Source organism: Streptomyces sp. NPDC057136 (genome assembly GCF_042670885.1).
Taxonomy (GTDB): domain Bacteria; phylum Actinomycetota; class Actinomycetes; order Streptomycetales; family Streptomycetaceae; genus Streptomyces.
Genome location: NZ_JBHUUV010000007.1, coordinates 159,719 through 184,235, shown reverse-complemented (window position 1 = coordinate 184,235; position 24,517 = coordinate 159,719). Strand labels below are relative to the sequence as shown.

The window sequence follows — 24,517 nt, the reverse complement described above, 5'->3', positions numbered from 1 at the left end:
GGACTCCTCAGGTATCGGGCGGGCGGTCGGTCTCCGCGGGCCGGGCGTCGGCCGGCAGGGCGCCCAACGGGATCTCCGTGGGCGGAGGTTGTGGCGGGTGCGCGTCGTCCGGGCTCCGCCCGAGCGGCTGCAGGACGAGCCGGGCCGTGCCGTCCCTCGTGATGCGGAGCCCTACGTGAAGGCGCGCGTCGGCGATCGCGGGCACCATCGCCGTACCGGCGGGCACGGCGGTCCCCGCCCCGGCGTCGCGGACCACGAGCCGGACCTCGCGGTCGCCCCCGCCCGCGGCCGGAGCGGTCCTGAGCCGTACCCGTTCCCCACGGTCCTCGGCGAACACGGTGGCTCCCCCGGGTACCAGCGTCCCCGGCGGGCTGATCAGCAGCTCGCTGTCCCGGGGCCGTCCGGCGACGGTGCGGTGGACGCGCACGGCGACGGCGTACGAGTACCGGTCGGCCGCGTCGGCCCGTCCGGCGGCCACCAGAGCGGCGCCGAGCACCGCGGCCGACGCCGGGTCGGTGCCGTCCGGCAGCGGGGCCGCAGGGCCCAGGCGTTCCGTCAGGTGCCGGATCAGCGCTCCCGACCGGGCGGGGCCGCCCACGGCGATCACGGGCAGGCGGTCCGGGCCGGGGCGGGCCTCCGCGAGAGCCCGGTCGAGTCCGTCGGTGAGCCGGGAAAGGGCCCGGTACACGACGCCCGCGGTGATCTCCCGGCCGGCCACTTCGTGCACCACGGTGTCCGCGAACCGCTCCGCGCGGTCCGGGCGCAGGGCCATCCGGTCGAGCGCGGCCTCGATCCGCCGGGCGTTCGCCGACCTGGCCAGGGCGAGTCCGCGCAGCACCTCCGGCTCCTCGGCGGCGATTCCCGCCCCGTCCAGCACCGCCGCGTCGAACGCGGCGCCATAGCCGGGGGGACCGGGTTCGTACCGGGTCACCCGGGATACGCCCACCATCCTGCCGACGAGGGCGCACCGCGCGATGTCGATCCCCGACGCACCCAGATCGCACACCAGCAGCGGCCATGCGGGCTGACCGCCCGCATGGCGCAGCAGCGCCAGTACCGCGTGCGGCGTGCCGAGCAGCCGGGGTCGCGGCACCCCGACGTCCGGGGCAGGTCTGTCCTGCTCCGACTGCGGCACGACCAGAACCAGCCGATCGGGCGTCCCGCAGTGTTCGCGGTACGCGGCGTACGCCAGGCGCAGGCCGGCGTCGCGGTCCTCGCACGCCGCGGCCGGTGTGGGCAGACCCTCCCCGGGCACCGCACCCGGCAGGTCCACCAGCCGGGGTGTCCCGTCCGCCTCGACGCGGGCCACCCGGAGGAAGCGCGAGCCGACGTCGATAGCGACGGCGGGAGCGGCGGGCGCAGTCATCGGTTCCTCCGCGGCATGAGCCGGCCCAACCCTCTGCGGCTGTCCCGGCGTTCGTCTCCGCTGGGGACCACCGCGACCTGCGGAGCGTCCGGCGCGCGCCGCAGGTGTGCCAGGACCGTCGTGTGCCAGGTCTGCTGATCCCGGCTGTAGTCGGCCAGCATCTCGCGCAGCCCCTCGCGCCTGTCGCCCCGCACGAGGAACTCGTACATCCGCAGCCCCGGCAGGCCCGCCGCGAGGCCGTCCATGTAGTGGGCGACCTGCTCCAGGCAGTACGGGCCCTGGGCGACAGTCCAGGCAGCGACCGCGTCGGCGAGCTGCGCGGGCAGCCGCCCGTCGGGCGCGGAGGCCAGCAGGATGCGGGCCACCTCCTCGTACGGCTCCGTTTCACGCACCGCTTCGCGGAAGGCGTGCACGGCCCGCAGCCACACCATGTCGAACTGCCGGCCCACCAGTTCCATGAGGTAGTCCGGTACGTCGAGGTCGTTGAGAGGCCCGCCGTGACCGGTCAGCCGCCGGTACAACCGCTCGCACAGGTCGCTTCGGAGGGTGTGGGGCCGGGAGCGGGTCAGCTGCTCGATGACCCACCAGCTGTTCCGGCCGGGTGTCCCCTCCACGAGCGCGTCGAGGGCGCGGCGCCCCAGTTCCGAGTCCGAGTCGATACGGTCCAGCAGCGCGGTGGTGTACGCCTGCAGTTCCTCTTCGTGGACCAGTCGATCCAGACGGGGCATGCCCGGCCCACTGCCGGTACGGGTGGCCGCGCAGAAGAGGTCCGCGTCAGCCGCCACCGACCCTGGGACCGGTTCATCGACCGGTACGAGGCGCCCCACGGCGTAGCCGAGAGCGCGTTCCTGGCGGGCGGCGCGCCAGAGTCCGGGCCACATCAGCCCGAGTACGGCCGGCCGTCGCTGCAGCTGGGCGATGTCCAGCGTGGTCGACCAGCCCTTCTCGAACGCCTCGGCGAAGTCGGCGGCGTCCGTGGCTGTGGCACCGGCCGGCGGGCCGCCGAGCAGCACGCCCCCGAAGCGCAGCCAGCCGGGGGTGGCGTCGGTGGACATCTCGGTCCTGGCCCGGTTCACCAGCCGTTCGAGCGGTTCGAGGCTGCTGCGCTTCCTGTCCTTCAGGAGGTACCCGAGCCATGTCTTTCCGACGGCCGGATCGCGGACGAGGAGACTGTCGGCGCGGTACGTGCTGCGGCCCCACAGGTCCTCCGCCATGTAGATCAGCGATCCCGCCCAGCCTCGCGTCGGCTCCGGAGCGACCTCCACCAGGGCGTGGAACAGGTCGTCGAAGCCTCCGGTCCGGTGCGCCTCGACCTGGTCGTGGACGACGCCCAGGTGGTCCTCGGCCCGTTCGAAGGACTGGGCCGGCGCTCCGGCGGCCAGGACGTCCCGGGCGAGGAAGGAACACATACGCGCGGACCAGTGCTCGGCGAGGTGCGCGCCGGCGGCCGCGTTCCCACGTCGTGCCTGACGGGCCAGGTAGACGGTCAGGGCTCCGAGTTGCCGATCGTCGAGGGACGCGGACGGGTGCGTGGCAAGGACTCGCGCGACATCAGCCGTCCGTGCGGCACCGGAGCGGACCTCCTCGATCACCAGGTCCCGCAGATCGGCCTCGCGCAGGACGTCAAGGGCGGCGCGCGGGTCGGGTGCAGCCGTGACGGGTTCCGCGGCGGTCAGAAGGTGCTTCACGAGTGTCGCGGTGTCCGGGTTCTTCGCCCGCAGCCGTTGCAGGTCCTGCACGTAGGCGAGGGCGGCTCCGTCGCGCGGCTGTTGCGGCACGGCCCCGCCGAACACCGCCTCGGTCTGTCCGGTTCGCGCCGTCGACGCGAAGAACAGCCGCAGGTCGTGCCCCGCCTCGCCGGTCCACGTGGCGGCGCTCAGCCACGCCCGGCAGGCGTACGGCAGGAGCGCGCAGACCGCGTCGAGGACGCGCACCCGCTCCGCGACATCCGGCAGCGGTCGGCCGGGGGCCGGGGTGAGGGCCACCTGCCGGTCGTCCAGCAGCAGCGCGGCGACGCCGGACACCCAGGCGAACCCCAGATCGTCGATGACGGCGGCGAGTGCGTCCGGAGACGTGCCCGGCACGGTGAGCACGGCCGGGGCGTCGTCGGCCGGCGGATCCTGCGGGTCCGCCGACCGTGCCCGGTCGATCCCGGACCAGGTCAGGGCGGCGCGCTGCGTCGCCGCCCAGTCGAGCAGGGTCAGCCGCCAGGTGTAGCTGGGCGCGCCGGTGCCGTCGGTCGTCCCGTCCCAGCTGATCTCGACACGAGCGCAGCCGGGGTCGGGGACGGCTTCTGTCGCTCCGAGGAACATCCGCCAGGGCAGCGCACCGTCGGGGTCCTCGTGTCCACTGGGCGCACCGGTGGCGGCAGCTCGCCAGAGGTGGACGTCGGCACGGCCGTCAGGGAGGCTGCTCCGCAGCACCTTGTACCCCATGGTCCGTCCCGGGTACTTGCCGAGCACCGCCGTGTGGGCGGTCAGCCGCTCCGCTCCGAGGCGCTCGTTCACCGTTGCTTCCTCCCGCGCCGGACGTTCGTGCGACGCTCGCGGCTGCGGTCCCGGTGAACGCGTTCCTCCAGGTCGATCAGCGGCTCCAGGACGTTGATCGGCACGGGGGAGGTGCGCAGGCGCTGTTTCCTCTCCACCAGGACCGGCTGGACGTAGTCGTTGTAGTCGAAGACGTGCTGCGGGGTGAACCGGAAGCCGATCGCCGAGGTCGCGTAGTAGGAGATACGCCGAGGGTCGAAGTAGGCGTACAGGGCGTCCCGTACGAGGCGTGCGTTGGAGCCGCGGAAGTCGTCGCACATCCACTGGAAGTACTGCTCGCCCTGCTCCTCGGGCACCCGGGGCAGCGCGGCTCCTTCCGTGTCCTGCTTGACCCAGCCCAGTTCGGCGCTCGGCTTGAAGATGTCCGGGTGGTCGAACTTGGCGATGCAGACGGACACATGGTGGGGGAGCCTGCCCCCGATGAGCCCCTGGCGGTTGCGGACCTGCGCGGTCAGCTGGGTCAGGGTCGACTGGAGGAAGTTGAAGTTCTCGGTGGCCTCTTCGGCGTCGCCGAGCGGGTCGAAGAGGTAGATCAGGCCCTGGGCGCGGGCCAGTCGGCCGACGAGCTGCGCCTGTTGGGGGTGGCCGTCACCGAAGACCTCGCCGGCGGCGTCCTGGATGTCGAGGACGAAGCTGGGCCGTCGGCCGCCGATCCCCCACTTGCCCTTCCTCTGCGGACCCTGGACGGACCAGGCCATGTCCCTGATGCCCATGGTGGCTTCGGGGAAGGTCCGTTGACGGGTGAGCAGGTCGATGCCCTGGCTGAGGAACGCGTTGGCCTCGGGAGTCATGCCGCTGATGTTCCAGGCGCCCTCGTGGTGGCGCTGGTACTGCATGGCGGCGATGGGCAGGGCGGCCAGGTACGTCGTCTTGCCCGAACGCGGCGCGCCCCACAGGCCGATTCTGATGCGGTCCGCGTCCTCGCCGCCGGACGGGACGCGGGCGGGCTCCGAAGACGACACGGAGTCCGGGACGGGCGGGAGCTGCGCACCTTCGTCCGCTCCCGCCCGTGCGTGCGTCGGGTCGGGGGACGGAGCCGGGGCCGGGATCGGAGCCGGGGCCGGGTCGGAGGGCGTCGCCCGGGGGCTGCCCTCGCCATGTCCCGCGGGCTGGCGCGCCCCGTTGCCGGTGGCCTCCGGTGTCGTGCCGTCCGGCTCGTCGCGGCTCGGGCCGTGCCGGTTCGGGTCGTAGAGATCGGTCATGGGCTCTCCTCGTACTGGGGCCACGATGTGGGGTGGTGTCACATGAGCGGGGCGGCGAAGGCGAGCGGGCACTCCGGGCCCTCGTGCCGCCAGGGCGGATCGACGGCCCGGACCACGTCCTGGGCCGAGTCGGTGCCGGGACGGAACGCCCCGTCGGCGCCGAGGGCCCGCCATGCCTCGGCCGCGTAGCGCGCGGCCCGTACGCTCGCCGCGTCCGGCGCCGGACCGGCCGGGGCGTCCACGCGGGCCAGGACGCGGAAGCCGTCGGCGCGCAGCCGGTTCAGGGCGGTCCGCCAGTCCGTGGCGCGCGGGCAGGCCGGTACGACGCCGTGCTGGCGGGGCGGGGCGGGTGGCCGACGGCCGACGATCAGGAGGACACGGCACACCTCGGTGTCGCCGGGGTGCCGGGCGGGCAGCGAAGCCACCTGGTGCAGCGCGTCCTCCAGGGAGGACACGGTGTCCTGCCGCCGCGGGGCCGGTGCCCAGTCGGACAGCGCCGCGGGCAGCTCGGCGGGTGGGCGCGCGAGGACCGGGGCGCGCAGCAGGGTGCCCTCCTTGGCCCAGGCGCTCTCGTAGTCCGCGTGGTCGTAGTGGCCGACGGCTCCGACCCGGACGGCGGTGCCGTCGTGGTCCCTGTGGGCCAGCAGAGCGGCGACGTCCCGCACGAAGGTGAGGCGTTCCTCGGTCTCCGCCCGGTCGGCGCCGCTGAGTTCGACGGTGAAGAGCAGCTCGAGGCGGGGCGGGCGCACCATCCGGCGCGGCAGGCGGGACAGCAGTCTGGGGACGTCGAGGACGGCGGGCTCGGGCAGTCGCCCGCCCTTGTGGGCCGCAGAGGCGACGAGGTCCACCTCGCCCGGCCCGCGCAGCACGAAGGTGAGCCGGGCCGGTTCCAGCGCTCCGACCGTGACCTGATGCACCGTCACAATGGGGGCGCCGCTCCCGTCGGCGGCCGGCGCACCGGCGAGGACGGGCAGGTGGAGCGGAGCATGTCCGGCGGTGCCGCCGTGCACGGTGACCTCGGTCGTCGCGGTCTCGCCCGGGCCGAGCCGGGAACCCGCCGGGAACAGCACGTGGCTGTGCGGGCGTACGGCCCCGGTGTCCCGGTCGGCGCGGGCCAGCAGCAGAGTGTGGTCGGCCAGGAGCGGGAGCGTACGAAGGAGGCGGCGCACCCTGCCCAAGACGGCGGGGCGCTCCAGGGGGCCTTCAGCCCCGCCTCGCCAGGGCGACGGCATGGAGTCCTCGTCCTCGGAGGGCCCGCACAACATGACTTCCTCCAACGCCAGTTCGAGCCGCACAGCGCAGGTCCGTGCCACGACGGCTGCGGCGCGCCGCAGCAACTCCCAGCCCGGCGGGGGCCGCAGCAGGACGACCACAGGCTCGGGATCGGCGGGCAGGCTCGCCGCGAGCCATTCCTCCACCGCGGCGTCGAACTCCCCGCGGTCCACGGGCGGGAGCGTGCCGCAGCCACCCGCGAGCTGGAAACGGCGCAGTGCCTCGCCGGAGTCGAATGAGGGCAGGACCGCGCGCCAGGTGACACTGCCCGCGTCGTACGGCACCGGGATCCCGGCCTCCGTGACGCCCACCCGCGTCAGGTGGAGTCCGTCGGCCGCGGCCTCGACGAACGACAGTTCCTCCAGCCGGCCCTGGCAGAGCTCATCGAGCGCCGGACCGTGCCCGGACGTCGCGGGGACGGTCTCCGTGGTCTCTGGGACCGCCTCGTCCGGCTTCGGTTGCCCTCCCCGGACGATGTCGCCGAGTCGGCGGTGCTCATCCGGGTTGCGTGCGGCGAGCGCCGCCGCCCGCAGGTCCCAGGTGTGTTCCGCCGCGCCCAGCACAGCCTCGGCGTCGGCGAGGTCCTGGGCCGTCAGCGCACCGAGCACCAGGTCGCCGTTGAGACGCCAGCCGCAGACCGCGCAGACGTCGCGCCGACCCTCCGGAGTGGCGCACACCGGACAGGCAGCATTCAAATCACAGCCCCCCGTCATCCGTTCTTCTCCTGGCGCACCAACGCGGTCCGACCGCTGTCGAGAACATGCCTGTGCGACTACGGTGTACGGCCAACTGGCGTTCAGAGGACACATCATGATGGCGAGTCAGGTATGTGTGCGGGCAACTTCCGCGAACCGCTGACAGAACTCCTCGTGGGCTTCATCATGCGCTCACGAATGGAATCCCGCCTCTCAGTCCCCGTCGGCGCCGCGCCGCTCCCCGGTACCGGCGCGACCACCCGGACACACCACCCCATGATCTTGCTCACCGCCTTTGCCACTCATCGGCCGGCACCCTCAGGGCACGCATCACAGCGCACGCCCGACGGTGGTTCCGGCGACCCGAACTGCGCCGCGCCCTGACCCGATCACGCACCTCGAGCACGTCCCGGAAGAAGCGGCGTCCTTCTATTCCAGCGGGTCAGCCGGTCGTGGGCCGGGCACGTTCCGGGCGGATCCCGGCCGGAATCCGCTCCACCAGAGCCGCCGCCTCCCGCGTGCGCATCACGAAGTGGACGTCCCAGGACGCCCCGCGCGCCAACTCCGCCTCGACCGCAGCCCATACGGCGCCCAGGCTGACGTGGTACGGCAGTCCACCACGGCCGGATCCGAGCAGCGGGAAGCACACCGAGCGCAGCGGCGGATCGCTGTGCCCGGACTCCTCGGCCAGCAGCGCGAAGACCCGGGACACCGCCCTCGTCACGTCGGCAGGCAACACGTGGTAGTCGTTGGTGCCCGCCCGGGGCACGGCGATCGCGGCGTGGTAGACCCGTCGCACTCCCTGGGCGATCATGGCGCCCGAGCCGGTGGCCGCGACCGTGCCGGGCAGCACGGCTCGGCCCGAAGTACCGTGCCGTGCGGCCCACTTGCGCAGTTCGTCGTGGAGCGGGTCGTCGTTCACGTCTCCGGTCACCCCGCGCACGGCCGCCGCCCGCCGCAGCGACGCCGCGACCGAGGACTTGTACGGCGCGGGCAGCGCGAGGTGGACGTTCGCGGGAGAGACGACGACGTCCACGTCCCGCAGCAGGTCCACGGGGTGCAGGTGCACGGTGAGGGTCTGTGTGCCGCCGGCGAGCACCCGGACCGTCCGGTGCGTGACGACACCCCACTCCCCCGAGTCACCCAACGGCGCTCCCGCTCCGGCCCCTTGCTCCTCACGCGCCGCCACGAGGCGCACGACGTACTCGGCGACCTGCCCCAGAACCATCATTTCGTGGTCCTTGCGGAAGCGCTCGACGCTCACGCCGTACAACGACGCGGCCCTGGCCCTTCGCGAGGAAGCCGGCCAGTCCCGGGTGCCCTGCGCGAGACCAAGGCTGTACTCGGCGGCCGTGCGCAGGGTGCCCCCGTCCAGGAGCGACACTGCGCGCCGCAGCAGCGCCTCGACGGTCGCCCCTCGGGCGCGGGAGCCCTCTTCGGCCACCGATTCCGCCGCCGACTCCAGGTGCGGCAGCGAGCGTCCGCGCAACCGAACGAGACCGATGCGCCGGACTTCCCTGATTTCGTGAAGAACTGCCGCATGGTCAGGAGTCGGCGATGCCATGCGCTCACCATGGCACCATGCCTCTCTGTGGACAAGCGAGTCTGCGAGCGTCACTCCCGACGTGGGCGTGAGATCTCCGCGCGCAGCGGTTCGAGGTACTCGTTCGCCCGGCCGATCCCCGCGTCGGAGTCGAGTTCCGCGATCCCCGAGTCGGCCACGACGTCCAGCGGCTTGCCGCCGCAGTCCGGGAACCGGTCGTGGAAGAGCACCAGAGCACTCTGCGGCCGGTTGTGCCGGGACTGCCAGATGAGCCCCATGACGTCAGGTGCCTGCGCCCGGATCTCGCTCGCCCAGCGCCGGGCGGACACATAGTTGCGCTCGTCCTCCAGGAGCGTCGACTCCTGGCAGACCGCGGCGAGGTCCTTGGCCTCGATCAACGAGACCAGGGTCAGGTCGCACCGGGTGCGCAGCACGCTCAGCGAGCGGCGCACGACCGTGGCGTACGGGATGCGCCGCCGTCCGGCCGGCTGTTCGAAGCGGCGGGAGCGCAGCACGCTCTCCGCCAGAGCCGTGGTCGCGGTGTCCGCCAGGTAGAGGCAGTGGTACGGGTCGAGCGGCGTGCCGTCGAAGCGGTTGCCGTCCGTGAACTCGAACGGGTCCGCCAGGTTCGGGTTGAACTCGTGCGGCGCGTACCGCATGTTGTGCACCCGCCACAGCTCCGTACCGGCCGGGATCACATGCCTCACGGGCCGCAGTTCCAGCGACGTCATGGGAAAGAGGCCGGTCATCAGTCCCCCTCCACCAACGCGGCGGCCGCGACCGCCAGTTCCTGGTCCGGCCGTCGGCCCAGCAGCGCCGCGGGCGCCCCGCCCAGCCAGGTGTTCCCGCTGAGCCACCAGGCCGCCGCTCCCCAGGGGTCGATGTCGGCGAGGAGTAGCCGGTTGATCCGCAGGACGATCTCGTACGGGGTTCCGCAGCCGGTGGGGAACTGGAAATCCGGGTAGCGATCGCCGCCTTGCGGGTCGGCGAGCCTGATCAGTTCGGGCGGCGGTGCCGCTCCACCGCACCGGGCGTGCGCCTCGTCCGCGGAGAGGGCCGGGGCGCGGAGGATGTCGTCCGGGGTGCCGTCCGACATGCCTGGTTCCGGTGCGGGATCAGGTGTCGCCAGCAGCAGGGCCAGCAGCTCCTGCGCGCCCGCGACCCCGGCCGGTTCGGGCGCCGTGCCGACCAGCCGTACGGAGTCGGGCAGTCGTGCGGGGTGGCCGAACGGCAGCTCCAGCAGGATCTGCCGGACGCCCTGCCAGGCCCTGCGGAACGCCCGGCCGTCGTCGGACGCCACAGTGGCCAGCACCTCCAGCTTGGTGAGCAGGGACGCGTACAGCTGGTCACCGAGTGCCTCGCGGACGGCTGTGCGATGTTCCCCGATCAGTCTGAGCGTCCGGCCGACCGGGCCGTCACCGCTCGCGTTCATCCGATCCCCCTCCTCCGTCGTTCTTCGTCGTCCCGGTCGGGCCGGGGTGCCCCTGATGGATGAAGGCCGCCCACAGCGGGATGCGGTCGAGGTCTGGTCGTTCCGCCTGCCGCAGCAGCACGCCGCCGAGCGGTCCCGGGTTCTCGCGGCCGGGGTCGAGCATCCACAGCTGGGCGGCCCGGAGCGCGTCGACGGGGCTGAGCCCCTCGGCGTTCAGGTAGTGGTGGAACACCGTCATAAGCAGGGCGGAGGCACCGTCGTCGGTCGCCCAGCGAGACCCGACCACGTCCCGCGCGCCGCTCGACACGAACGCTGTGGTGAGCGTCAGGGCCTCGTCGTGGTCACGGGTGCTCAGGTCGGTCCGGCAGGCACTGAGGACCACCAACGGCCCGTCGACGGGCTCCTGTCGGTCCGTCGGCCGGTCGAGCAGCCGGGTCACGGTGAGCGCGCCCGGGTCCGTGCCGTCCCCGTCCGCGGGCGGCGGCCCGGGCGGCTCGGCGAGGTGCAGGGCCGAGACCGTGGGCCGGGTGCCCGTCGAGCCGTGCGAGGCGACGTGCAGCAGGGAGGCCCCGTCGGCGAGGAACGCGAGGATGTCGTCCGGGGTACCGGCGACCAGCTCCTCCTCGGGCACGTCACAGACCTCGCCGCACAGCCGGGCCCCCGGATAGAAGGCGTTCCGCAGGGCCATGACCTCGGCCTCGGCGTACGCCAGGTCCAGCGTGGGATCGGCGAGCAACACAGGAGCGGCCGCCGGGTCCCGCGGTGCGCGCCGCACCGTGCGCAGGAACTGCCCGCCGGACGATGCGTAGCTGAACACCGTGGTCTCGCACAGGAAGGCGTGCCCGGTGTCGGTGGGCATGCGTGCGGCGTGCCAGGGCACGATGCCGAGGCGGCCACAGGGCACCAGGACGATCCGGAGCGGGTCCTCGCCCCGGTCGCCGCCGCGCGTCAGCCCCTCGTCCAGGGCGGCGACGACCGGGGCGAGGACGTCGTGGGCCCAGTCGCACAGGCCCGCCAGCGACTCCTCCCAGGCCCGGGCGGCGGCCCCGTCGTCGGGGTCCGCGGCGTCCCGCAGGGCGGTGGCGTCCAGGTACCGCTCCAGCGGGCCGTTCTCGGCGCCCGACAGCAGCGGCAGGACCTTGAAGGCGACACCGCGCTCGGGCGCCACCACGATCGCCACTCCGGCGTCCGCGTCCTCCCCGGGCACGAGGTAGACGAGCGCGTCGGCACCGCTCGCCTCGATCCCGTCCGTGAGGGCGGCCAGTGTGGGTGTGCCGAGCAGACCGTCGTGGTCCCGGTAGCCGAGGGCTTCGAGGGCTCGGCGGCGCAGGGTGCTCGGCAGTTCGCTGGGCACCCCCTGCTTCCCGGCCCGGCCCGACTCCGCGCCGGACCCGGTCGCGACGGCTCTGCGCCACGCCCTGGCGAGTTCGTGGTGCCCGCCCGCGTCGAGGAGTTCGGGCACGGCGGACGAGGTGGACACGGCGTGCATCACGAGGGCCCGCCCCTGTTCGAGTGCGGCCACCGCCTCGTGCAGGCGCCCCTGCGAGGTCGCCCACAGCGCGGCCTGCACGCCCCGGTTCGCCCCGGAGCGGGCGGCGAGAAGTCCGTGTTCCGCACCGGCCTGAAGCAGCACGTCGGCGGCGAGCGCCGTCAGCGCCTCGTCGGCCGCGCCGAGGGCCCTGATGTCCTTGACGTCCTGGTTGAGCACGCCGCGCTCCCGGTACGCCTCGGCCAGCCTCCAGAGCGCCTCGGCGGCGATCCGTGGAGCCTTCCCCTCGCGCACGGCGTCCCGGACCCGCTCCAGTTCACCGATGAGCACGTCCAGGACGGCCGGGTCATGGGTGAGCCCGTACTGCAGGGCGGTGGAGAGCGCGGCGGCGTACACCTCGTCCGCGGACGCGTCCGGCGGCGGTGGGACGCGGTCGAAGACGGGCGCCGCACCGCCCGCGAGCGCCGTCTTGAGCAGGCCGAAGTCGGGGACGTGCGGCGGGGACATCTCGTCGGTGAACCCCAGGCCGCTCGTGCGGGCGCCGGTCATCCCCTTCTCCAGGAAGGGCGTGCCCAGCCGTACCAGGTCGAGGTCGCCCGTCGCGGCGCCGAGCTGGGTGTGGGCCGCGCCCAGTGTCAGGTCCACGACGAAACGGAGCGGGTGATCGTCGGCGATGGACCGCCCCAATTCCTCTGCCTCCGCGACGAGTTCGCGCAGTACGCCGATATCCTGCGCCTCGCCCGCGTCGAGCACCTTGGCGTAGAGCACCTGCACCCGCCCGATGACTGCCGGGTCCCGGACCCCGGGAGGCAACGGCCCGTCGTACTCCTCGAAGTAGCGCGCGATCGCGTCCATGTGGGCACGGCCCGCGGACCGGTCCTGGATCGTGCCTCCGACGCCGGGGCTGACGCTGAGGAGCAGTGCCTTCAGGGCCTCGATCCCGGCTGTCGGGTCGGGGCCGGGCGGCTGCTGCTCCTGCACGGACTGCAACTTCCCCAGCAGGTCGTTGAGGACTTGGGGGTCGCCGCTCCTGAGCATCTCGTCGAACCCCTGGGACGTGGCACCCACGGCATCCATGGCGGACGCGATGCGCCGGAGGTCACCGAGCCCCAGTACGGGCGCGTCCTCCGGTTCCGCAGCGACGGAGGACGTCGACGCCGCCGCTTCACCGCCCGCAGGTGCCTCGGTCGCCGCCCTCTCTCCCCCGCCGACCATCTGCCCCACCGTCTGCAGCAGCGTCTGCGCGAACGGGTCGCCAGGAGGCATCAGGTCCGCAAGGATCGCGGTGAACTCCGGCCCCGTGCCGGCCTGGAACAGCTCTCTCATCCGCCGGTACTCCGCGAGGAACTCCGGCGGCAACGGCAACTCGGCGATCTCGTCGGTCAGTTCATGGATCTCTGCTGCGGCGCTCATCGTCCCGGCGAGCCCGGCCCCCATCAGCCAGTCGCAGAACGCCGTCAGGTCGGGCACGTTCCCGGGGACGCCCGGCTGCGACCGGATCGGCGTCAGGAGCGTCAGCAGGAACAGCGCCGCCCAGCGCCGATCCTCCGCTCCGATCGCGGCGCCGATCGTGGTACGGGCGTTCCGTGCGTCCCGCAGGAGCCGCTCCGCGCGCTCCCGGTCGGCGGGGCCCCCCGCCCCCGCCGACAGCCGCAGGGCGAGTGCCCCGCCCAGCCAGACGCCCACGGACCCTCGCAGGACGGGGTCGTGGTCCAACAGCTCCACCAACTGGTCGAGTTCGGCGATCGACTCGTCGTACGCCCGCGGCGGCACCGCTCGCGCCCCCATCGCCGGGATCAGCTTCCTGACCCGCTCCGCCGCTTCCGCCGCCCACGCGCGCAGCCCCTGGACTCCGCCGCTCTCCTCGTCGCTCACCGGCACTGCCTCTCCCCCGAAGCCCGGACCCGCCCAGGACAACGACTCCACTATGCCGATCCCCCGGACGCGGGGCGACGAGATCCCTGGCATTGACCACGAGGCGCCCGGGGCACACCCAGTTCGACCCGCATCTCCCGCCGCACCTCGCGCAACCGGCGCCAGAGCACGTCGATGCGCTCCTGAACCACCGCCACGGAGTCGCCCTCGTACGCGAGCCCGTCGTCGAGGCGCCGCACCATGCCGTAGACGGTACCCAGTTCGCGGCTGACCTCGCCCGCGAAGTCGAGAACCTGGTCAGGGACGCGCAGTTGGGCCTCCGCGTACACGTCGCGATGCTGGTCGCGTGCCTCGGTCAGCCGCTGCCGTACGGCACTCATGTCGTCGCCGCGGCTCAGGGCATGCACCTGGTCGGTGAGCGCGGCCAGGTACTGCCGCGACGCGGTGTTGAGGCCGACGTAGCAGGCCCGCAGTTCCCGGATGTCGCTGTGCCGTTGCCGTGCGAGCTCCGCACGCTCCTGCTCACGCTGCCGGCTGTGGTCCGCAGCGCGCTGGGTCAGCAGCGCGGACAGCAACGTCCCGGCGCACCCGACGACGACGGCCGCCAGGGCGGTCAGACTCCCGACCTCCACGTGCCCCCTCCGTTCCGACGTTCGATCACGTCACGAATCCAGCAAAGCAAGGGACGCCGGGCGTGGGAACAGCACACCCGGGAGTTGCCCGGGCTACGACCCGTCGGCGACCAGCCGACGCGGCGGGAGGTGGGGCGGTGCCCCGGTATCCCTCAGCTGAGGAAGGACAGCCGCACCTGCCTGCGCGGGCTCTCTTAAGTGCTTCCATCCGGGTGACTCGGAGGTCCCTGCGGATCCGGAATAGGACGGCTGCCCTTCGGACGACCGGCCGCACGGATCTTGATCGTGGCGTCGAGGTCCCGGCGCTGGATCGTGCGGAGTTCCAACCAGAGCCATGCGGAGCCAAAGCCAGCGTCATCCGAGCGTCAAGATTCTTCGAACGAGGCCCCGAAGTCGTCGCCGATAGGGCCGTTCCGCCATGAAACCGCAGGTCAAAGCACATCCAGCGGCCAATCCGTCCACTCGACCCGTTGGATGGCCGGAAACAGGTCGAGCGAACCACTCAGGCAGCGAAACCGCAGGTCAGGAGCCCTTTTGCACAGGCTCCAAAACAGCCACGCACTCCACGTGCGAGGTCATCGGCAACAGGTGAACGGCGCAGAAGTGGGGATTCCCCCTGCGCCCGAAGTGGAGCGAAGCTCAGGGGCCGGCGGACCGGTGGGCATCCGTGCGCACCACTCAGTTGGCGCGGCCGGACTTCCCCTCTACAGTCCCGCCGAAGCGACGCGCTATCCGAAGAAGCTCAACCGCACCTGACGGTTGTAATTCGAGATGTTGGTGTCGACCAGGCACACCGACTGCCACGTCCCCAGCTCCAGCCGCCCCCCGATCACCGGCAGCGTGGCATGCGGCGGCACCAGGGCCGGGAGTACGTGGTCGCGGCCGTGGCCCGGACTGCCGTGGCGGTGTTGCCAGCGGTCGTCGGCGGGGAGAAGGGTGTGGAGCGCGGCCAGCAGGTCGTCGTCGCTGCCGGCCCCCGTCTCCAGGACGGCGATTCCGGCCGTCGCGTGCGGCACGAAGATGTTGAGGAGGCCGTCGCGGCCCTGGGCGGCGGCGGTGAGGAACTGTGCGCACTCCGCCGTCAGGTCCCTGACGGTCTCGGTCGCTCCTGTGGCGATGTTCAGGACGCGTGTGGTGAAGGTTTCAGACATGGCGCCCATTCTCCCGCTTGCGGAGTGGGATCGCCCGTCCACGGAACGAGACGGCATTGACCGGTTCCGTTCCGCGTCGCTACGTTCGGCGCCATGTTCCGTTCAGCACTGCTCACTTCGCGCGGTCACATCGACCTGCTGCGAGTGGCATCCGCCGCGTGTTGTCGCGGCTGCTGACGTTCTCTCAGCGCTTCTCCCCACGGTGACCGGGCGCGCGACGCGCCCGCTCCTGCCGTGCGCGCCCGTGCACCACCTCACCACCCCCTTCCCGTTGCGCCTGCCGTTGCGTCCGCGCGTCCGCTTCTCCTAGCGGGCCCGCGCCTCGGCTCGGCGTGGCGTCGTACGCGGCGTGAGGGGTGCGTTCCCGCATTCACCTGCTCATGGAGCCCTCATGACCGTTGACCATGCCCCGCCGGATATATCGCCGGTATCCGGAAAGTTCTCCTCGTCGCCCCCGTCGTCCCGGACCTCCCCGCCGTCGGTCGATCTGGAGCCGGTCGTCCCTGTCGCGACGTCGGGTCTCCGGCTCGGTTCCGTGCCCCGGTGGGTGCGGCGCACGATCGGTCCGCTGTTGCTTCTCGCGCTGTGGCAGGTGTTCAGCGCCACCGGGGTCCTGCATCCCGACGTGCTCGCCTCCCCCGGCACCATCGCCCGCGCCGGAGCGGATCTGGTCGCGGACGGCACCCTGCCGTCCGCGATGGGCGTGTCGCTCCGGCGGGTGGCCGTGGGGCTGCTGCTGGGTGGGGTCATCGGTACGGCACTGGCGCTGGTATCCGGGCTCTCCCGGCTCGGCGAGGACCTGGTGGACGCGAGCGTGCAGATGCTGCGGACCGTTCCCTGGGTCGGTCTGATCCCGCTGTTCATCATCTGGCTCGGGATCGGCGAGGCCCCGAAGGTGGCACTGATCGCGCTCGGCGTCGCCTTCCATCTGTATCTCAACGTGTACGCCGGAATCCGTGGCGTGGACTCCCAACTCATCGAAGCCGGGCAGTCGTTGGGTCTCGGCCGGTGGGGTCTGATCCGGCATGTGGTGCTGCCGGGTGCACTGCCCGGCGCCATGACGGGGCTGCGCTACTCCCTCGCGACCGCCTGGCTGGCGCTCGTGTTCGGCGAGTCGATCAACGCCGACGCCGGTATCGGCTTCCTGATGAACCAGGCCCGGGAGTTCTTCCGTACGGACGTCATCGTCGTCTGCCTGGTCGTCTACGCCTTCCTCGGTCTCACCGCCGATGTCATCGTCCGGATTCTCGAAAGGCTGCTGCTGCAATGGCGACCGACCTTCACGGGCCAGTGACCGCCCTCTCCCCCGACCCCGGCGCAGAGCCGGAGGCCGCTGTACGGATCGAGGGGCTGACCCGGTCCTTCGACGGCAGGCCCGTCATCGACGGGCTCGATCTGACCTTGCGGGCAGGGGAGTTCACCGCCCTGCTCGGGCGCAGCGGCTGCGGAAAGTCCACGCTGCTGCGGGTGCTCGGCGGTCTGGACCGTGAGATCGAGGGCACGGTGCTCGTGCCCAGGCGGCGGGCCGTCGCCTTCCAGGCGCCGCGGCTGATGCCGTGGAAGCGGGTCTGGCGCAATGTGCTGCTCGGACTGCCGGGCAATCCCACACGGGCCGTTGCCGAACGGGCGTTGAAGGAAGTGGGGCTGTCGGAGCGTTCGGGCGCCTGGCCCAAGACGCTCTCCGCCGGCGAGGCACAGCGCGCGTCACTGGCCCGGGCTCTCGTACGCGAACCCGATCTGCTGCTGCTCGACGAGCCGTTCGGCGCGCTCGACGCACTGACCAGGATCAAGGCTCAGCAGCTGGTGGCCGAGCTGTGGCAACGGCGGGGCTGCGCGGTGCTGTTGGTCACCCATGACGTGGACGAGGCGCTGCTGCTCGCCGACCGGGCTCTGGTGATGCGGGACGGCGCGATCGCCTACGACACACCCGTGACCCTGGACCGGCCGCGCGGTGTGGGCAGCCCCGGGTTCGCCGCGCTGCGTTCGCGGCTGCTGTCCGAGCTGGGCGTCGAGGGCCCGGCCGGCCAGGCCGACGCTGCCTGAACCGACCCCGCCCTTCGCTCGCTCCGTACGACCTTCCCAGGAACAGGAAAGACATCTCATGAGACGCCGCACCCTGCCCGCTCTGCTGCTGCCGTTCACCCTGCTGCTCGCCGCCTGCGGCGGGACGTCCTCCGCCGGCACCGCGGACAGCACCGACGGCTCAGGCGCTGTCACGCTCAACGTCGGCGACCAGAAGGGTGGTTACGAAGCCATCCTGCGGGCGTCCGGGGAGCTGGACGACCTCGACTACCGCATCAGGTGGTCGACCTTCACCTCCGGGCCACCGCTGCTGGAAGCGGTCAACGCCCGGGCCGTCGATATCGGAGGGGTCGGCAATACCCCGCCGGTCTTCGCCGCGGGCGCCGACTCGAAGATCGTCGTGGTGGGCGCCACCCATGGCTCGTCGGCCGGCGAGGTGATCGTGGTCCCCGAGGACTCGCCGCTGAAGAGCCCCGCGCAGCTCAAGGGCAAGTCGATCGCGGTGGCCCAGGGCAGTTCCGCCCACTACCAGTTGGTCGCTTCCCTGAAGAAGTCCGGCCTGTCCGTCTCCGACGTCGAGCTGAACTATCTGCAGCCCGCCGACGCGCTGGCCGCTTTCAGCCGGGGCAAGGTCGATGCCTGGGCGATCTGGGACCCGTACACCTCGCAGATCCTGCGGACCACGAAGGCCCGGGTGCTGACCACCGGTGATGGTGTGGTCAATGGACTCGGCTTCCAGGTGGCCTCGCCCTCCGCCCTGAAGGACAAAGCGAAGTCGCGGGCCATCGGTGATCTGCTGGTCCGGCTGGAGCGGGCGCTGAGCTGGGTCTTCGAGCACCCCGAAGCCTGGGCGAAGGTCTGGGCGAAGGAGACCGGACTGCCGTACGAGGTGGCGCTCGACGCGGTGAAGCGCAGTTACGGCACACGCGTCCCGGTCGCCATCGATCCGGCCGCGATCGCCTCCGAGCAGGCGATCGCCGACACCTTCGCCGAGCTGAAGCTGATCCCTCGCCGCTTCTCCTTCGAGGAGTACGTCGACACCCGCTTCAACCGTGATCTTCCCCCGTCCTCAACGGCTCCCCGTTCCTACGGAAAGGCATCCTCATGACCGTCTCCCTGCACTGGTTCCTGCCGACCGGTGGTGACGGCCGGACGCTGGTCGACCGACACGCGTACACCGACGGCGGAATCAAGCGGGACCGGATCACCCCGGTGAGCGGGGTGCGCGCTCCCGATATCGAGTATCTGATCCAAATAGCCAAAGCCGCCGAGCAGTTGGGCTTTGAAGCGGTACTGACGCCGACCGGCACCTGGTGCGAGGACGCCTGGCTGACGACGGTGGCGCTGGCTCAGCACACCGAGCGGCTGAAGTTCCTCGTGGCCTTCCGTCCCGGGGTCATCTCCCCGGTGCTCGCCGCGCAGATGGCAGCCACGTACCAGCGGATCACGCGGGGGCGACTGCTGCTCAATGTCGTGACGGGTGGCGACTCCACGGAGCAGCGGCGCTTCGGTGACCACCTGGACCACGACCGGCGCTACGCACGGACCGCCGAGTTCCTGTCGGTGGTGAAGGGCGCGTGGAGCGGGCGGCCGTACGACTTCACGGGCGAGCACTACCAGGTCGACGGCGCGCTCACGGCGCTGCCGCCCGACCCGCTGCCGGAGATCTTCTTCGGCGGGTCGTCGGCCGCGGCCGGGCCGGTGGCGGCCGCGCATGCCGATGTCTATCTGACCTGGGGCGAGCCTCCGGCCGCGGTCAAGGAGAAGATCGACTGGATCAGGCGGCTGGCCCAGGAGCAGGGCCGCACCGTTCGCTTCGGGATACGGCTCCACACCATCTCGCGCGACTCCTCGCGCGAGGCGTGGGCGACGGCCGACCGGCTGCTCGGCGATCTCGACCCCGAGACGATCGCCGCCGCACAGCAGGCGCTGGGGCGGAGCGAGTCGGTGGGCCAGCAGCGGATGCTGGCGCTGCACGGCGGCTCCCGCGACAAGCTGGAGATCTCGCCGAATCTCTGGGCGGGCGTCGGACTGGTGCGGGGCGGCGCGGGAACGGCTCTGGTGGGCAGCCATGCGGAGGTGGCCGACCGGATCGAGGAGTACCACGCGCTGGGTGTGGAGCACTTCGTGCTCTCCGGATATCCGCATCTGGAGGAGGCGTACTGGTTCGGCGAGGGCGTCACACCGGAGCTCGCGGCGCGCGGGCTGCTGTCGACCGTCCCGGCTTCGCCGCTGCTCTCGGTGCCCGCGGCCAACGGGCGCCCGGCATCTGCCCCGGGCGGCGCCCCGCTGCTGCTCGGCGGGGGCCGCTGAGCGGACACCTCTTCCGGCGGGTCCTGGATCTTCCCGCGCGCGGGAAGATCCAGGACCGGCGCGCGGTTGGTAGAAGCGTGAACAACTTCGGGACGCGTGAGCTGGATGTCGTCGTGGTGGGCGCCGGGCAGGCCGGCCTGTCCAGCGCCTATCACCTGCGGCGGGCCGGGCTGGAGCCCGACCGCGACTTCGTCGTCCTCGATCACGCTCCCCGTGCGGGCGGCGCCTGGCAGTACCGCTGGCCCTCGCTGACATACGGGAAGGTCCACGGCATGCACGCCCTGCCCGGCATGGAACTGACCGGCGCCGATCCCGGCCGGCCCTCGTCCGAGGTGATCGGCGCGTACTTCGACGCGTACGAACAGCGCTTCGACCTGCGGGTGCACCGGCCCGTGGCGGTGAGCGCCGTCCGCGAGGGGGACGGCGGGCTGCTGCTCGTGGAGACCTCCGAGGGTACGTACGCCACGCGCACCCTGATCAGCGCCACGGGCACCTGGGACCGGCCCTTCTGGCCGCGCTACCCGGGCCAGGAGACCTTCCGCGGGCGTCAGCTGCACACGGCCGACTACCCGGGACCCGGCGAGTTCGCCGGGCAACGGGTGATCGTCGTCGGGGGTGGCGCCTCCGGCACCCAGCATCTGATGGAGATCGCGGACGTGGCGGCCGAGACGTTCTGGGTGACGCGCCGGCCGCCGGTGTTCCGGGAAGGGCCGTTCGGCGAGGACGAGGGGCGCGCCGCCGTGGCCCTGGTGGAGGACCGCGTACGTCAGGGGCTGCCGCCCCGGAGCGTGGTGAGCGTGACCGGGCTGCCGCTCACCGAGGCTGTCCGGGACGCCCGCGAGCGGGGAGTCCTCGACCGGGTCGAGATGTTCGACCGGATCACTCCGAGTGGGGTGGCCTGGGACGACGGCCGGACCGTCGAGGCCGACGTGATCCTCTGGGCAACCGGTTTCCGGGCGGCCGTCGACCATTTGACGCCCCTGAAGCTCCGCGAGCCCGGCGGCGGCATCAAGCTCGACGGCACCCAGGTCGTACGGGACGAACGTATCCATCTCGTCGGGTACGGGCCGTCGGCCAGCACGATCGGCGCAAACCGCGCGGGGCGGGCCGCGGTCCGTTCGGTCAAGCGGCTGCTGGACCGGGCCGGTCGCCCCGGCCCCGCTCCGGTTGCGGTTCCGGTTCCGGTCTGACGGTTCCGGTCTGACGGGTGGCGGCCGGCCTCAGTCCGTCGTGACGGTGCGGCGGTTGCGGTTGAATTCCTCGACGTTCGTGAGCTGTTCGTCGTAGCTGTCGGTGAAGCGGGTGTCCCCCGGCCCGACCGTGACGAAGTACAGCCACGGACCCGGCGGCGGGCTGATGGCGGCCTGCATGGCCTGCTCCCCCGGATTGCCGATGGGGGTCGGCGGCAGCCCCTTGCGTTCGTAGCTGTTGTACGGGCTGTCGATCTCCGTGTCGCCCGAGGTGGTGTCCAGAGTGGACCGCTTCAGGGCGTAATTGAGCGTCGAGTCCATCTGCAACGCCATGTCCTGGGCCAGCCGGTTGAAGATGACCCTGGCCACCTTGCCCATGTCGGAGACGGTGTCGGCCTCAGCCTGCACGATCGCCGCGATCGACACCGTCTGGTAGACGGAGACGCTGTTGCGTTGTGCCCCGGCGGTGATTGGGTCCGCGCCGAACCGCTTGGCCGCCGTCTTCACCATGTAGCGGAGCAGGCTCTCAGGGGTCGTTTCGTCGTCGACGGGATACGTCGCGGGGAAGAGGTAGCCCTCCGGGTTGCCGTCGGCTGCGGCCGGGAGGGGAAGTTCGGCCGTGGGCACGGCCTTCTCGGTGCTGCCCGGTGCCAGACCGAGTGCCTTGTCGGCCGCCGCGTACACCTGGGAGGCCCGCCACCCCTCGGGGATCACCACGAAGCGGGGCTGTTCCCGCTTCTCCTCCGACCCGAGGAGCAGCAGCGGCACCAGCACGGCTGCCGCCACGACAAGGACGGCGCCGATGAGCAGCACCAGCCGACCGCGCCGGGTCGGACGGAGTCTGGGGCGGGGTGGGGCGTCCGGGGACTCGTTCACCATGCGGGCACGATAACCCGGACATATGCACCGATCCGGTACCTCGCCGCAGACGACACGAGCCGCACGCGCGTCACCAGAACCCACGAACAAGGAATCGGATGTTCCCTCGAACGCGTGGTCGTATCGGCTTTCGTCGCTCAACTCCGCTGCGGAACCTGATGATTACAGGGCGCAAGCGACGGGCTACAGACCGCGACTGCGCAGTCCCACAGATGCACCACGCACAAGGAGGAACACCAGATGAACTTCCTCACCAACCTGCTCGCCGGCGTCTTCCACTTCGTGGGTTGGCTCGTCTGACCATTACTCCACCGGCGCCGCCGCTCCCCGTCCCACGGGAGCGGCGGCGCTGCCGTGTGCGGCCCCTTCAGTCCTGGGCCGGCTGGGTCCCCGGCCCCGTAAAGGGAGGCAGGGCGGCGAATCCGGGGTCTGCGGTGACTACTTCGGCGAGTGCGTCGAGTGTTCTGCGCACGCGGCTGAGCGGGTGGTCCGGGAACTCCGCGTCCCACTGGGCGTGGTCGCCCGCGTGGAAGGGAAGCCCGCCCTGGACGTCGGGGGCGTACGGGTGCGGCCGAAAGTACCGATCGGGTCCCACCTTGGCGAGTACCACGGCTTCCCGCATCCCTGTCATGCCACGTTCGGGTGCCTGGATCTTCACGACGGTGCTGCAGGTCGCGCGCGGCACCGTGAAGCTACCGATGAACACCTGGCCGCTGGGCGCTCCGGGCAGCGGCAGTTTGAGTATCTGCCGCAGGGCGGGGAGGTCACCCAGCTTCTTCACCGCTGCCTCGATCAGCCCGCCACCCGCCTGAGCGGTGTAGTGCGTGAGGGTGCTGCGCAGGGTCGGGCCGTCGTCCAGGCCGGCCGCCAGATCCGGCGGCAGTCCGAAGAAGTGCAGCGACAGGACATCGCCGTCGTCGTTCATCCATGCGTCGTTGTCCACGGGCCGGAATCCGGGGAGTTCGACCCCGTGCAGAGATCTCATGGGCGGCGATCACGCCGTACGGAGAACCGGCGCCGCACTCCGGCCCCGGGCCCTGTCTCAGGTGCCTCAGGGGGCAACTGGTGCCAGTTGGGTGTCGCGGCGGATCAGGGCCGCGTACCGGCCGTCCCGGCCGAGCAGTTCCTCATGGGTGCCGCGCTCCGCCGTACGGCCGCCGTCCAGGACGATGATCTGGTCCGCGCCACGGACCGTGGAGAGTCGGTGGGCGATCGTGAGCGTGGTGCGCCCTGCGGAGAGCGAGTCGATCGCCGACTGCACGGCGTGTTCCGTACGCGTATCGAGAGCGCTCGTCGCCTCGTCGAGGATCAGCACGGGAGGGTCGCGCAGAATCGTGCGGGCGATCGCCAGCCGCTGCTTCTCGCCGCCGGAGAAGCGGTAGCCCCGTTCGCCGACCAGAGTGTCGTATCCATCGGGCAGTGAGGCGATGTGGTCGTGGATCTGCGCGGCGCGGGCCGCGGCCTCGATCTCCTCGTCGGTGGCCTCCGGCTTGGCGAAGCGGAGGTTGTCGGCGACGGAGGCGTGAAAGAGATAGGTCTCCTGGGAGACCACGCCGACGGCCCTGGCCAGGGTGTCGAAGTCCAGGTCCCGCACATCGACGCCGTCGATCGTGACCCGGCCGCCGGTGACGTCGTACAGCCTGGGCACGAGGTAGCTGAGGGTCGACTTGCCGGAACCGGTGGGTCCGACGACGGCCAGACTGCCACCGGCGGGCACAGTGACGTCGATGCCGCTGAGCGTGGGGCCGCTCCTCTCGTCGTAACTGAAGTCGACGTCCTCGAAGGCGACCTCGCCGCGGATCTTCTCCAGCCGCACCGGCTTCTCGGGCTCGGTGATGTCCACCTTCAGGTCGAGATACTCGAAGATCCGCTGGAAGAGGGCGAGGGACGTCTGCATCTGCACTCCGGTGGAGAGCAGGCTCACGGCGGGCCGGAACAGGCCCTGCTGGAGCGAGACGAACGCGACGAGGGTGCCGAGGGACACGGCGGTGGCACCCGACTGGAGCGTCATACCGGCCGCCCAGTAGATGACGGCAGGCATGGCGGCCATGACGATGCCGATCGTCGACATCCGCCACCGTCCGGCCATGCTGGAGCGCACTTCGAGGTCGACGAGGCGCTCGGACTCCTCGGCGAAGCCCTTGGTGAGCGAATCCGAGCGGCCCATGGTGCGGCCGAGCAGGATGCCGCTGACCGAGAGGGACTCGGTGACCGTGGCAGCCATGGCCGCCATCTGCTTCTGGCGCTGCGTCGTGATCCTCTTGCGCTCCCGGCCCACTCGACGGCTGATCCATACGAAGACCGGCAGCAGGAGCAGGGAGACGACGGTGAGCCGCCAGTCGAGCGCGAGCATGGCGACGACCGTGGCGATGACCGCGGTGAGGTTGGAGACCAGCGAGGTCGCGGTCGAGGTGACTGTCGCCTGCATGCCGCCGATGTCGCTGGCGATGCGGGACTGCACCTCACCCGTGCGGGTCTTGGTGAAGAAGGCCAGCGGCATCCGCTGGAGCTGGCTGTAGACGGCGGTACGCAGATCGTGCATGACGCGCTGGCCGACGGTTGTGGAGATCAGGGTCTGCACCACACCGAAGAGGCTGGTCATCACGGCAGTGAGGATCATGCCGAGGGCGAGGAGCGAGAGCAGGCCGGTGCGGCCCTGAGGGATGGCGGTGTCCAGGATCTCGCGCAGCAGGAACGGTGAGGCCACCGACACCAGGGACGAGGCGCCGACCAGCAGGCCGACCAGTGCGAGGCGGCCGCGATAGGGGCGGAAGAGACGGAAGATGCGGCGCAGCTCGGCGGGCGGCTGTCCGTCGTCCCTGGGCGGGGGCGTCCACGCGGGTTCGTCGGGTTTCACGGGCTCCCTCGGCAGGTGTGTGGGAATGCAACTTTGGAGAGCATAGCTCATTG

General features: G+C 71.7%; 19 protein-coding genes. 6 read left to right on the top strand and 13 right to left on the bottom strand.

The features are described 5' to 3' along the window. Positions 1 to 7: 7 nt before the first annotated feature. The 10 genes from ACFT7S_RS11980 to ACFT7S_RS11935 form a co-directional block, all read right to left on the bottom strand. Entirely contained in the window at positions 8 to 1,366 is a 1,359-nt protein-coding gene (locus ACFT7S_RS11980; RefSeq protein WP_382730060.1) for a sugar kinase, read from the bottom strand. After that, positions 1,363 to 3,873, bottom strand: coding sequence for a hypothetical protein (locus tag ACFT7S_RS11975; RefSeq protein ID WP_382730058.1), 2,511 nt, complete (start codon positions 3,871 to 3,873; stop codon positions 1,363 to 1,365). Before ACFT7S_RS11975 ends, ACFT7S_RS11980 begins: the two co-directional genes overlap by 4 nt. Further along, complete coding sequence (locus ACFT7S_RS11970; protein ID WP_382730056.1) at positions 3,870 to 5,114, bottom strand: hypothetical protein; 1,245 nt, start codon at positions 5,112 to 5,114, stop codon at positions 3,870 to 3,872. Before ACFT7S_RS11970 ends, ACFT7S_RS11975 begins: the two co-directional genes overlap by 4 nt. 38 nt (positions 5,115 to 5,152) lie before the next feature. Continuing rightward, complete coding sequence (locus tag ACFT7S_RS11965) at positions 5,153 to 7,063, bottom strand: hypothetical protein (RefSeq protein ID WP_382730053.1); 1,911 nt, start codon at positions 7,061 to 7,063, stop codon at positions 5,153 to 5,155. A gap of 460 nt (positions 7,064 to 7,523) precedes the next feature. Next, a complete protein-coding gene (locus tag ACFT7S_RS11960; RefSeq protein ID WP_382730050.1) occupies positions 7,524 to 8,645 on the bottom strand; it encodes a macro domain-containing protein in 1,122 nt (373 codons plus the stop codon). A gap of 50 nt (positions 8,646 to 8,695) precedes the next feature. Continuing rightward, the gene (locus tag ACFT7S_RS11955; protein WP_382730048.1) at positions 8,696 to 9,373 is read right to left on the bottom strand and encodes an RES family NAD+ phosphorylase; all 678 of its coding nucleotides are present in this window, start codon (positions 9,371 to 9,373) and stop codon (positions 8,696 to 8,698) included. Further along, on the bottom strand, positions 9,373 to 10,056 hold the full coding sequence (locus ACFT7S_RS11950) for a hypothetical protein (RefSeq protein ID WP_382730045.1): 684 nt from the start codon (positions 10,054 to 10,056) through the stop codon (positions 9,373 to 9,375). Before ACFT7S_RS11950 ends, ACFT7S_RS11955 begins: the two co-directional genes overlap by 1 nt. Continuing rightward, the gene (locus ACFT7S_RS11945) at positions 10,040 to 13,420 is read right to left on the bottom strand and encodes a CHAT domain-containing protein (protein WP_382730042.1); all 3,381 of its coding nucleotides are present in this window, start codon (positions 13,418 to 13,420) and stop codon (positions 10,040 to 10,042) included. Before ACFT7S_RS11945 ends, ACFT7S_RS11950 begins: the two co-directional genes overlap by 17 nt. Before the next feature lie 50 nt (positions 13,421 to 13,470). Continuing rightward, positions 13,471 to 14,052: a hypothetical protein gene (locus tag ACFT7S_RS11940; RefSeq protein WP_382730040.1), complete on the bottom strand. Its 582-nt coding sequence runs from the start codon at positions 14,050 to 14,052 to the stop codon at positions 13,471 to 13,473. Positions 14,053 to 14,780: 728 nt separating this feature from the next. Then, on the bottom strand, positions 14,781 to 15,203 hold the full coding sequence (locus ACFT7S_RS11935; protein WP_382730038.1) for a YjbQ family protein: 423 nt from the start codon (positions 15,201 to 15,203) through the stop codon (positions 14,781 to 14,783). 93 nt (positions 15,204 to 15,296) lie between these two features. On the opposite strand from ACFT7S_RS11935, the gene ACFT7S_RS11930 reads away from it, so the two are divergent. The 6 genes from ACFT7S_RS11930 (at position 15,297) to ACFT7S_RS11905 (ending at position 20,728) form a co-directional block, all read left to right on the top strand. Beyond that, positions 15,297 to 15,380: a putative leader peptide gene (locus tag ACFT7S_RS11930; RefSeq protein WP_311307964.1), complete on the top strand. Its 84-nt coding sequence runs from the start codon at positions 15,297 to 15,299 to the stop codon at positions 15,378 to 15,380. 214 nt (positions 15,381 to 15,594) lie between these two features. Then, complete coding sequence (locus tag ACFT7S_RS11925) at positions 15,595 to 16,497, top strand: ABC transporter permease (protein ID WP_382730036.1); 903 nt, start codon at positions 15,595 to 15,597, stop codon at positions 16,495 to 16,497. Continuing rightward, positions 16,470 to 17,246 (top strand): ABC transporter ATP-binding protein, encoded by a 777-nt coding sequence (locus tag ACFT7S_RS11920; protein ID WP_382730034.1) that lies wholly within the window; start codon positions 16,470 to 16,472, stop codon positions 17,244 to 17,246. The genes ACFT7S_RS11925 and ACFT7S_RS11920 overlap by 28 nt, the downstream gene beginning before the upstream one ends. Positions 17,247 to 17,304: 58 nt before the next feature. Then, the gene (locus ACFT7S_RS11915; RefSeq protein ID WP_382730032.1) at positions 17,305 to 18,333 is read left to right on the top strand and encodes an ABC transporter substrate-binding protein; all 1,029 of its coding nucleotides are present in this window, start codon (positions 17,305 to 17,307) and stop codon (positions 18,331 to 18,333) included. Then, on the top strand, positions 18,330 to 19,538 hold the full coding sequence (locus tag ACFT7S_RS11910; protein ID WP_382730030.1) for an LLM class flavin-dependent oxidoreductase: 1,209 nt from the start codon (positions 18,330 to 18,332) through the stop codon (positions 19,536 to 19,538). Before ACFT7S_RS11915 ends, ACFT7S_RS11910 begins: the two co-directional genes overlap by 4 nt. A gap of 77 nt (positions 19,539 to 19,615) precedes the next feature. Further along, the gene (locus ACFT7S_RS11905; protein WP_382730028.1) at positions 19,616 to 20,728 is read left to right on the top strand and encodes an NAD(P)-binding domain-containing protein; all 1,113 of its coding nucleotides are present in this window, start codon (positions 19,616 to 19,618) and stop codon (positions 20,726 to 20,728) included. Between the two features lie 30 nt (positions 20,729 to 20,758). On the opposite strand, the gene mltG is transcribed toward ACFT7S_RS11905, so the two are convergent. The 3 genes from mltG to ACFT7S_RS11890 form a co-directional block, all read right to left on the bottom strand. Beyond that, a complete protein-coding gene (gene mltG, locus ACFT7S_RS11900; protein ID WP_382730026.1) occupies positions 20,759 to 21,607 on the bottom strand; it encodes an endolytic transglycosylase MltG in 849 nt (282 codons plus the stop codon). A gap of 367 nt (positions 21,608 to 21,974) precedes the next feature. Then, the gene (locus ACFT7S_RS11895) at positions 21,975 to 22,592 is read right to left on the bottom strand and encodes a hypothetical protein (protein ID WP_382730024.1); all 618 of its coding nucleotides are present in this window, start codon (positions 22,590 to 22,592) and stop codon (positions 21,975 to 21,977) included. A gap of 66 nt (positions 22,593 to 22,658) precedes the next feature. Then, the gene (locus ACFT7S_RS11890; RefSeq protein WP_382730022.1) at positions 22,659 to 24,515 is read right to left on the bottom strand and encodes an ABC transporter ATP-binding protein; all 1,857 of its coding nucleotides are present in this window, start codon (positions 24,513 to 24,515) and stop codon (positions 22,659 to 22,661) included. Positions 24,516 to 24,517 lie beyond the last annotated feature (2 nt).

Coding starts and splice junctions, on each gene's coding strand:
- ACFT7S_RS11980 (WP_382730060.1), bottom strand. CDS start 1,366: ATGACTGCGCCCGCCGCTCCCGCCGTCGCTATCGACGTCGGCTCGCGC.
- ACFT7S_RS11970 (WP_382730056.1), bottom strand. CDS start 5,114: ATGACCGATCTCTACGACCCGAACCGGCACGGCCCGAGCCGCGACGAG.
- ACFT7S_RS11960 (WP_382730050.1), bottom strand. CDS start 8,645: ATGGCATCGCCGACTCCTGACCATGCGGCAGTTCTTCACGAAATCAGG.
- ACFT7S_RS11955 (WP_382730048.1), bottom strand. CDS start 9,373: ATGACCGGCCTCTTTCCCATGACGTCGCTGGAACTGCGGCCCGTGAGG.
- ACFT7S_RS11950 (WP_382730045.1), bottom strand. CDS start 10,056: ATGAACGCGAGCGGTGACGGCCCGGTCGGCCGGACGCTCAGACTGATC.
- ACFT7S_RS11935 (WP_382730038.1), bottom strand. CDS start 15,203: ATGTCTGAAACCTTCACCACACGCGTCCTGAACATCGCCACAGGAGCG.
- ACFT7S_RS11930 (WP_311307964.1), top strand. CDS start 15,297: ATGTTCCGTTCAGCACTGCTCACTTCGCGCGGTCACATCGACCTGCTG.
- ACFT7S_RS11925 (WP_382730036.1), top strand. CDS start 15,595: ATGACCGTTGACCATGCCCCGCCGGATATATCGCCGGTATCCGGAAAG.
- ACFT7S_RS11920 (WP_382730034.1), top strand. CDS start 16,470: ATGGCGACCGACCTTCACGGGCCAGTGACCGCCCTCTCCCCCGACCCC.
- ACFT7S_RS11915 (WP_382730032.1), top strand. CDS start 17,305: ATGAGACGCCGCACCCTGCCCGCTCTGCTGCTGCCGTTCACCCTGCTG.
- ACFT7S_RS11910 (WP_382730030.1), top strand. CDS start 18,330: ATGACCGTCTCCCTGCACTGGTTCCTGCCGACCGGTGGTGACGGCCGG.
- mltG (WP_382730026.1), bottom strand. CDS start 21,607: ATGGTGAACGAGTCCCCGGACGCCCCACCCCGCCCCAGACTCCGTCCG.
- ACFT7S_RS11895 (WP_382730024.1), bottom strand. CDS start 22,592: ATGAGATCTCTGCACGGGGTCGAACTCCCCGGATTCCGGCCCGTGGAC.
- ACFT7S_RS11890 (WP_382730022.1), bottom strand. CDS start 24,515: ATGAGCTATGCTCTCCAAAGTTGCATTCCCACACACCTGCCGAGGGAG.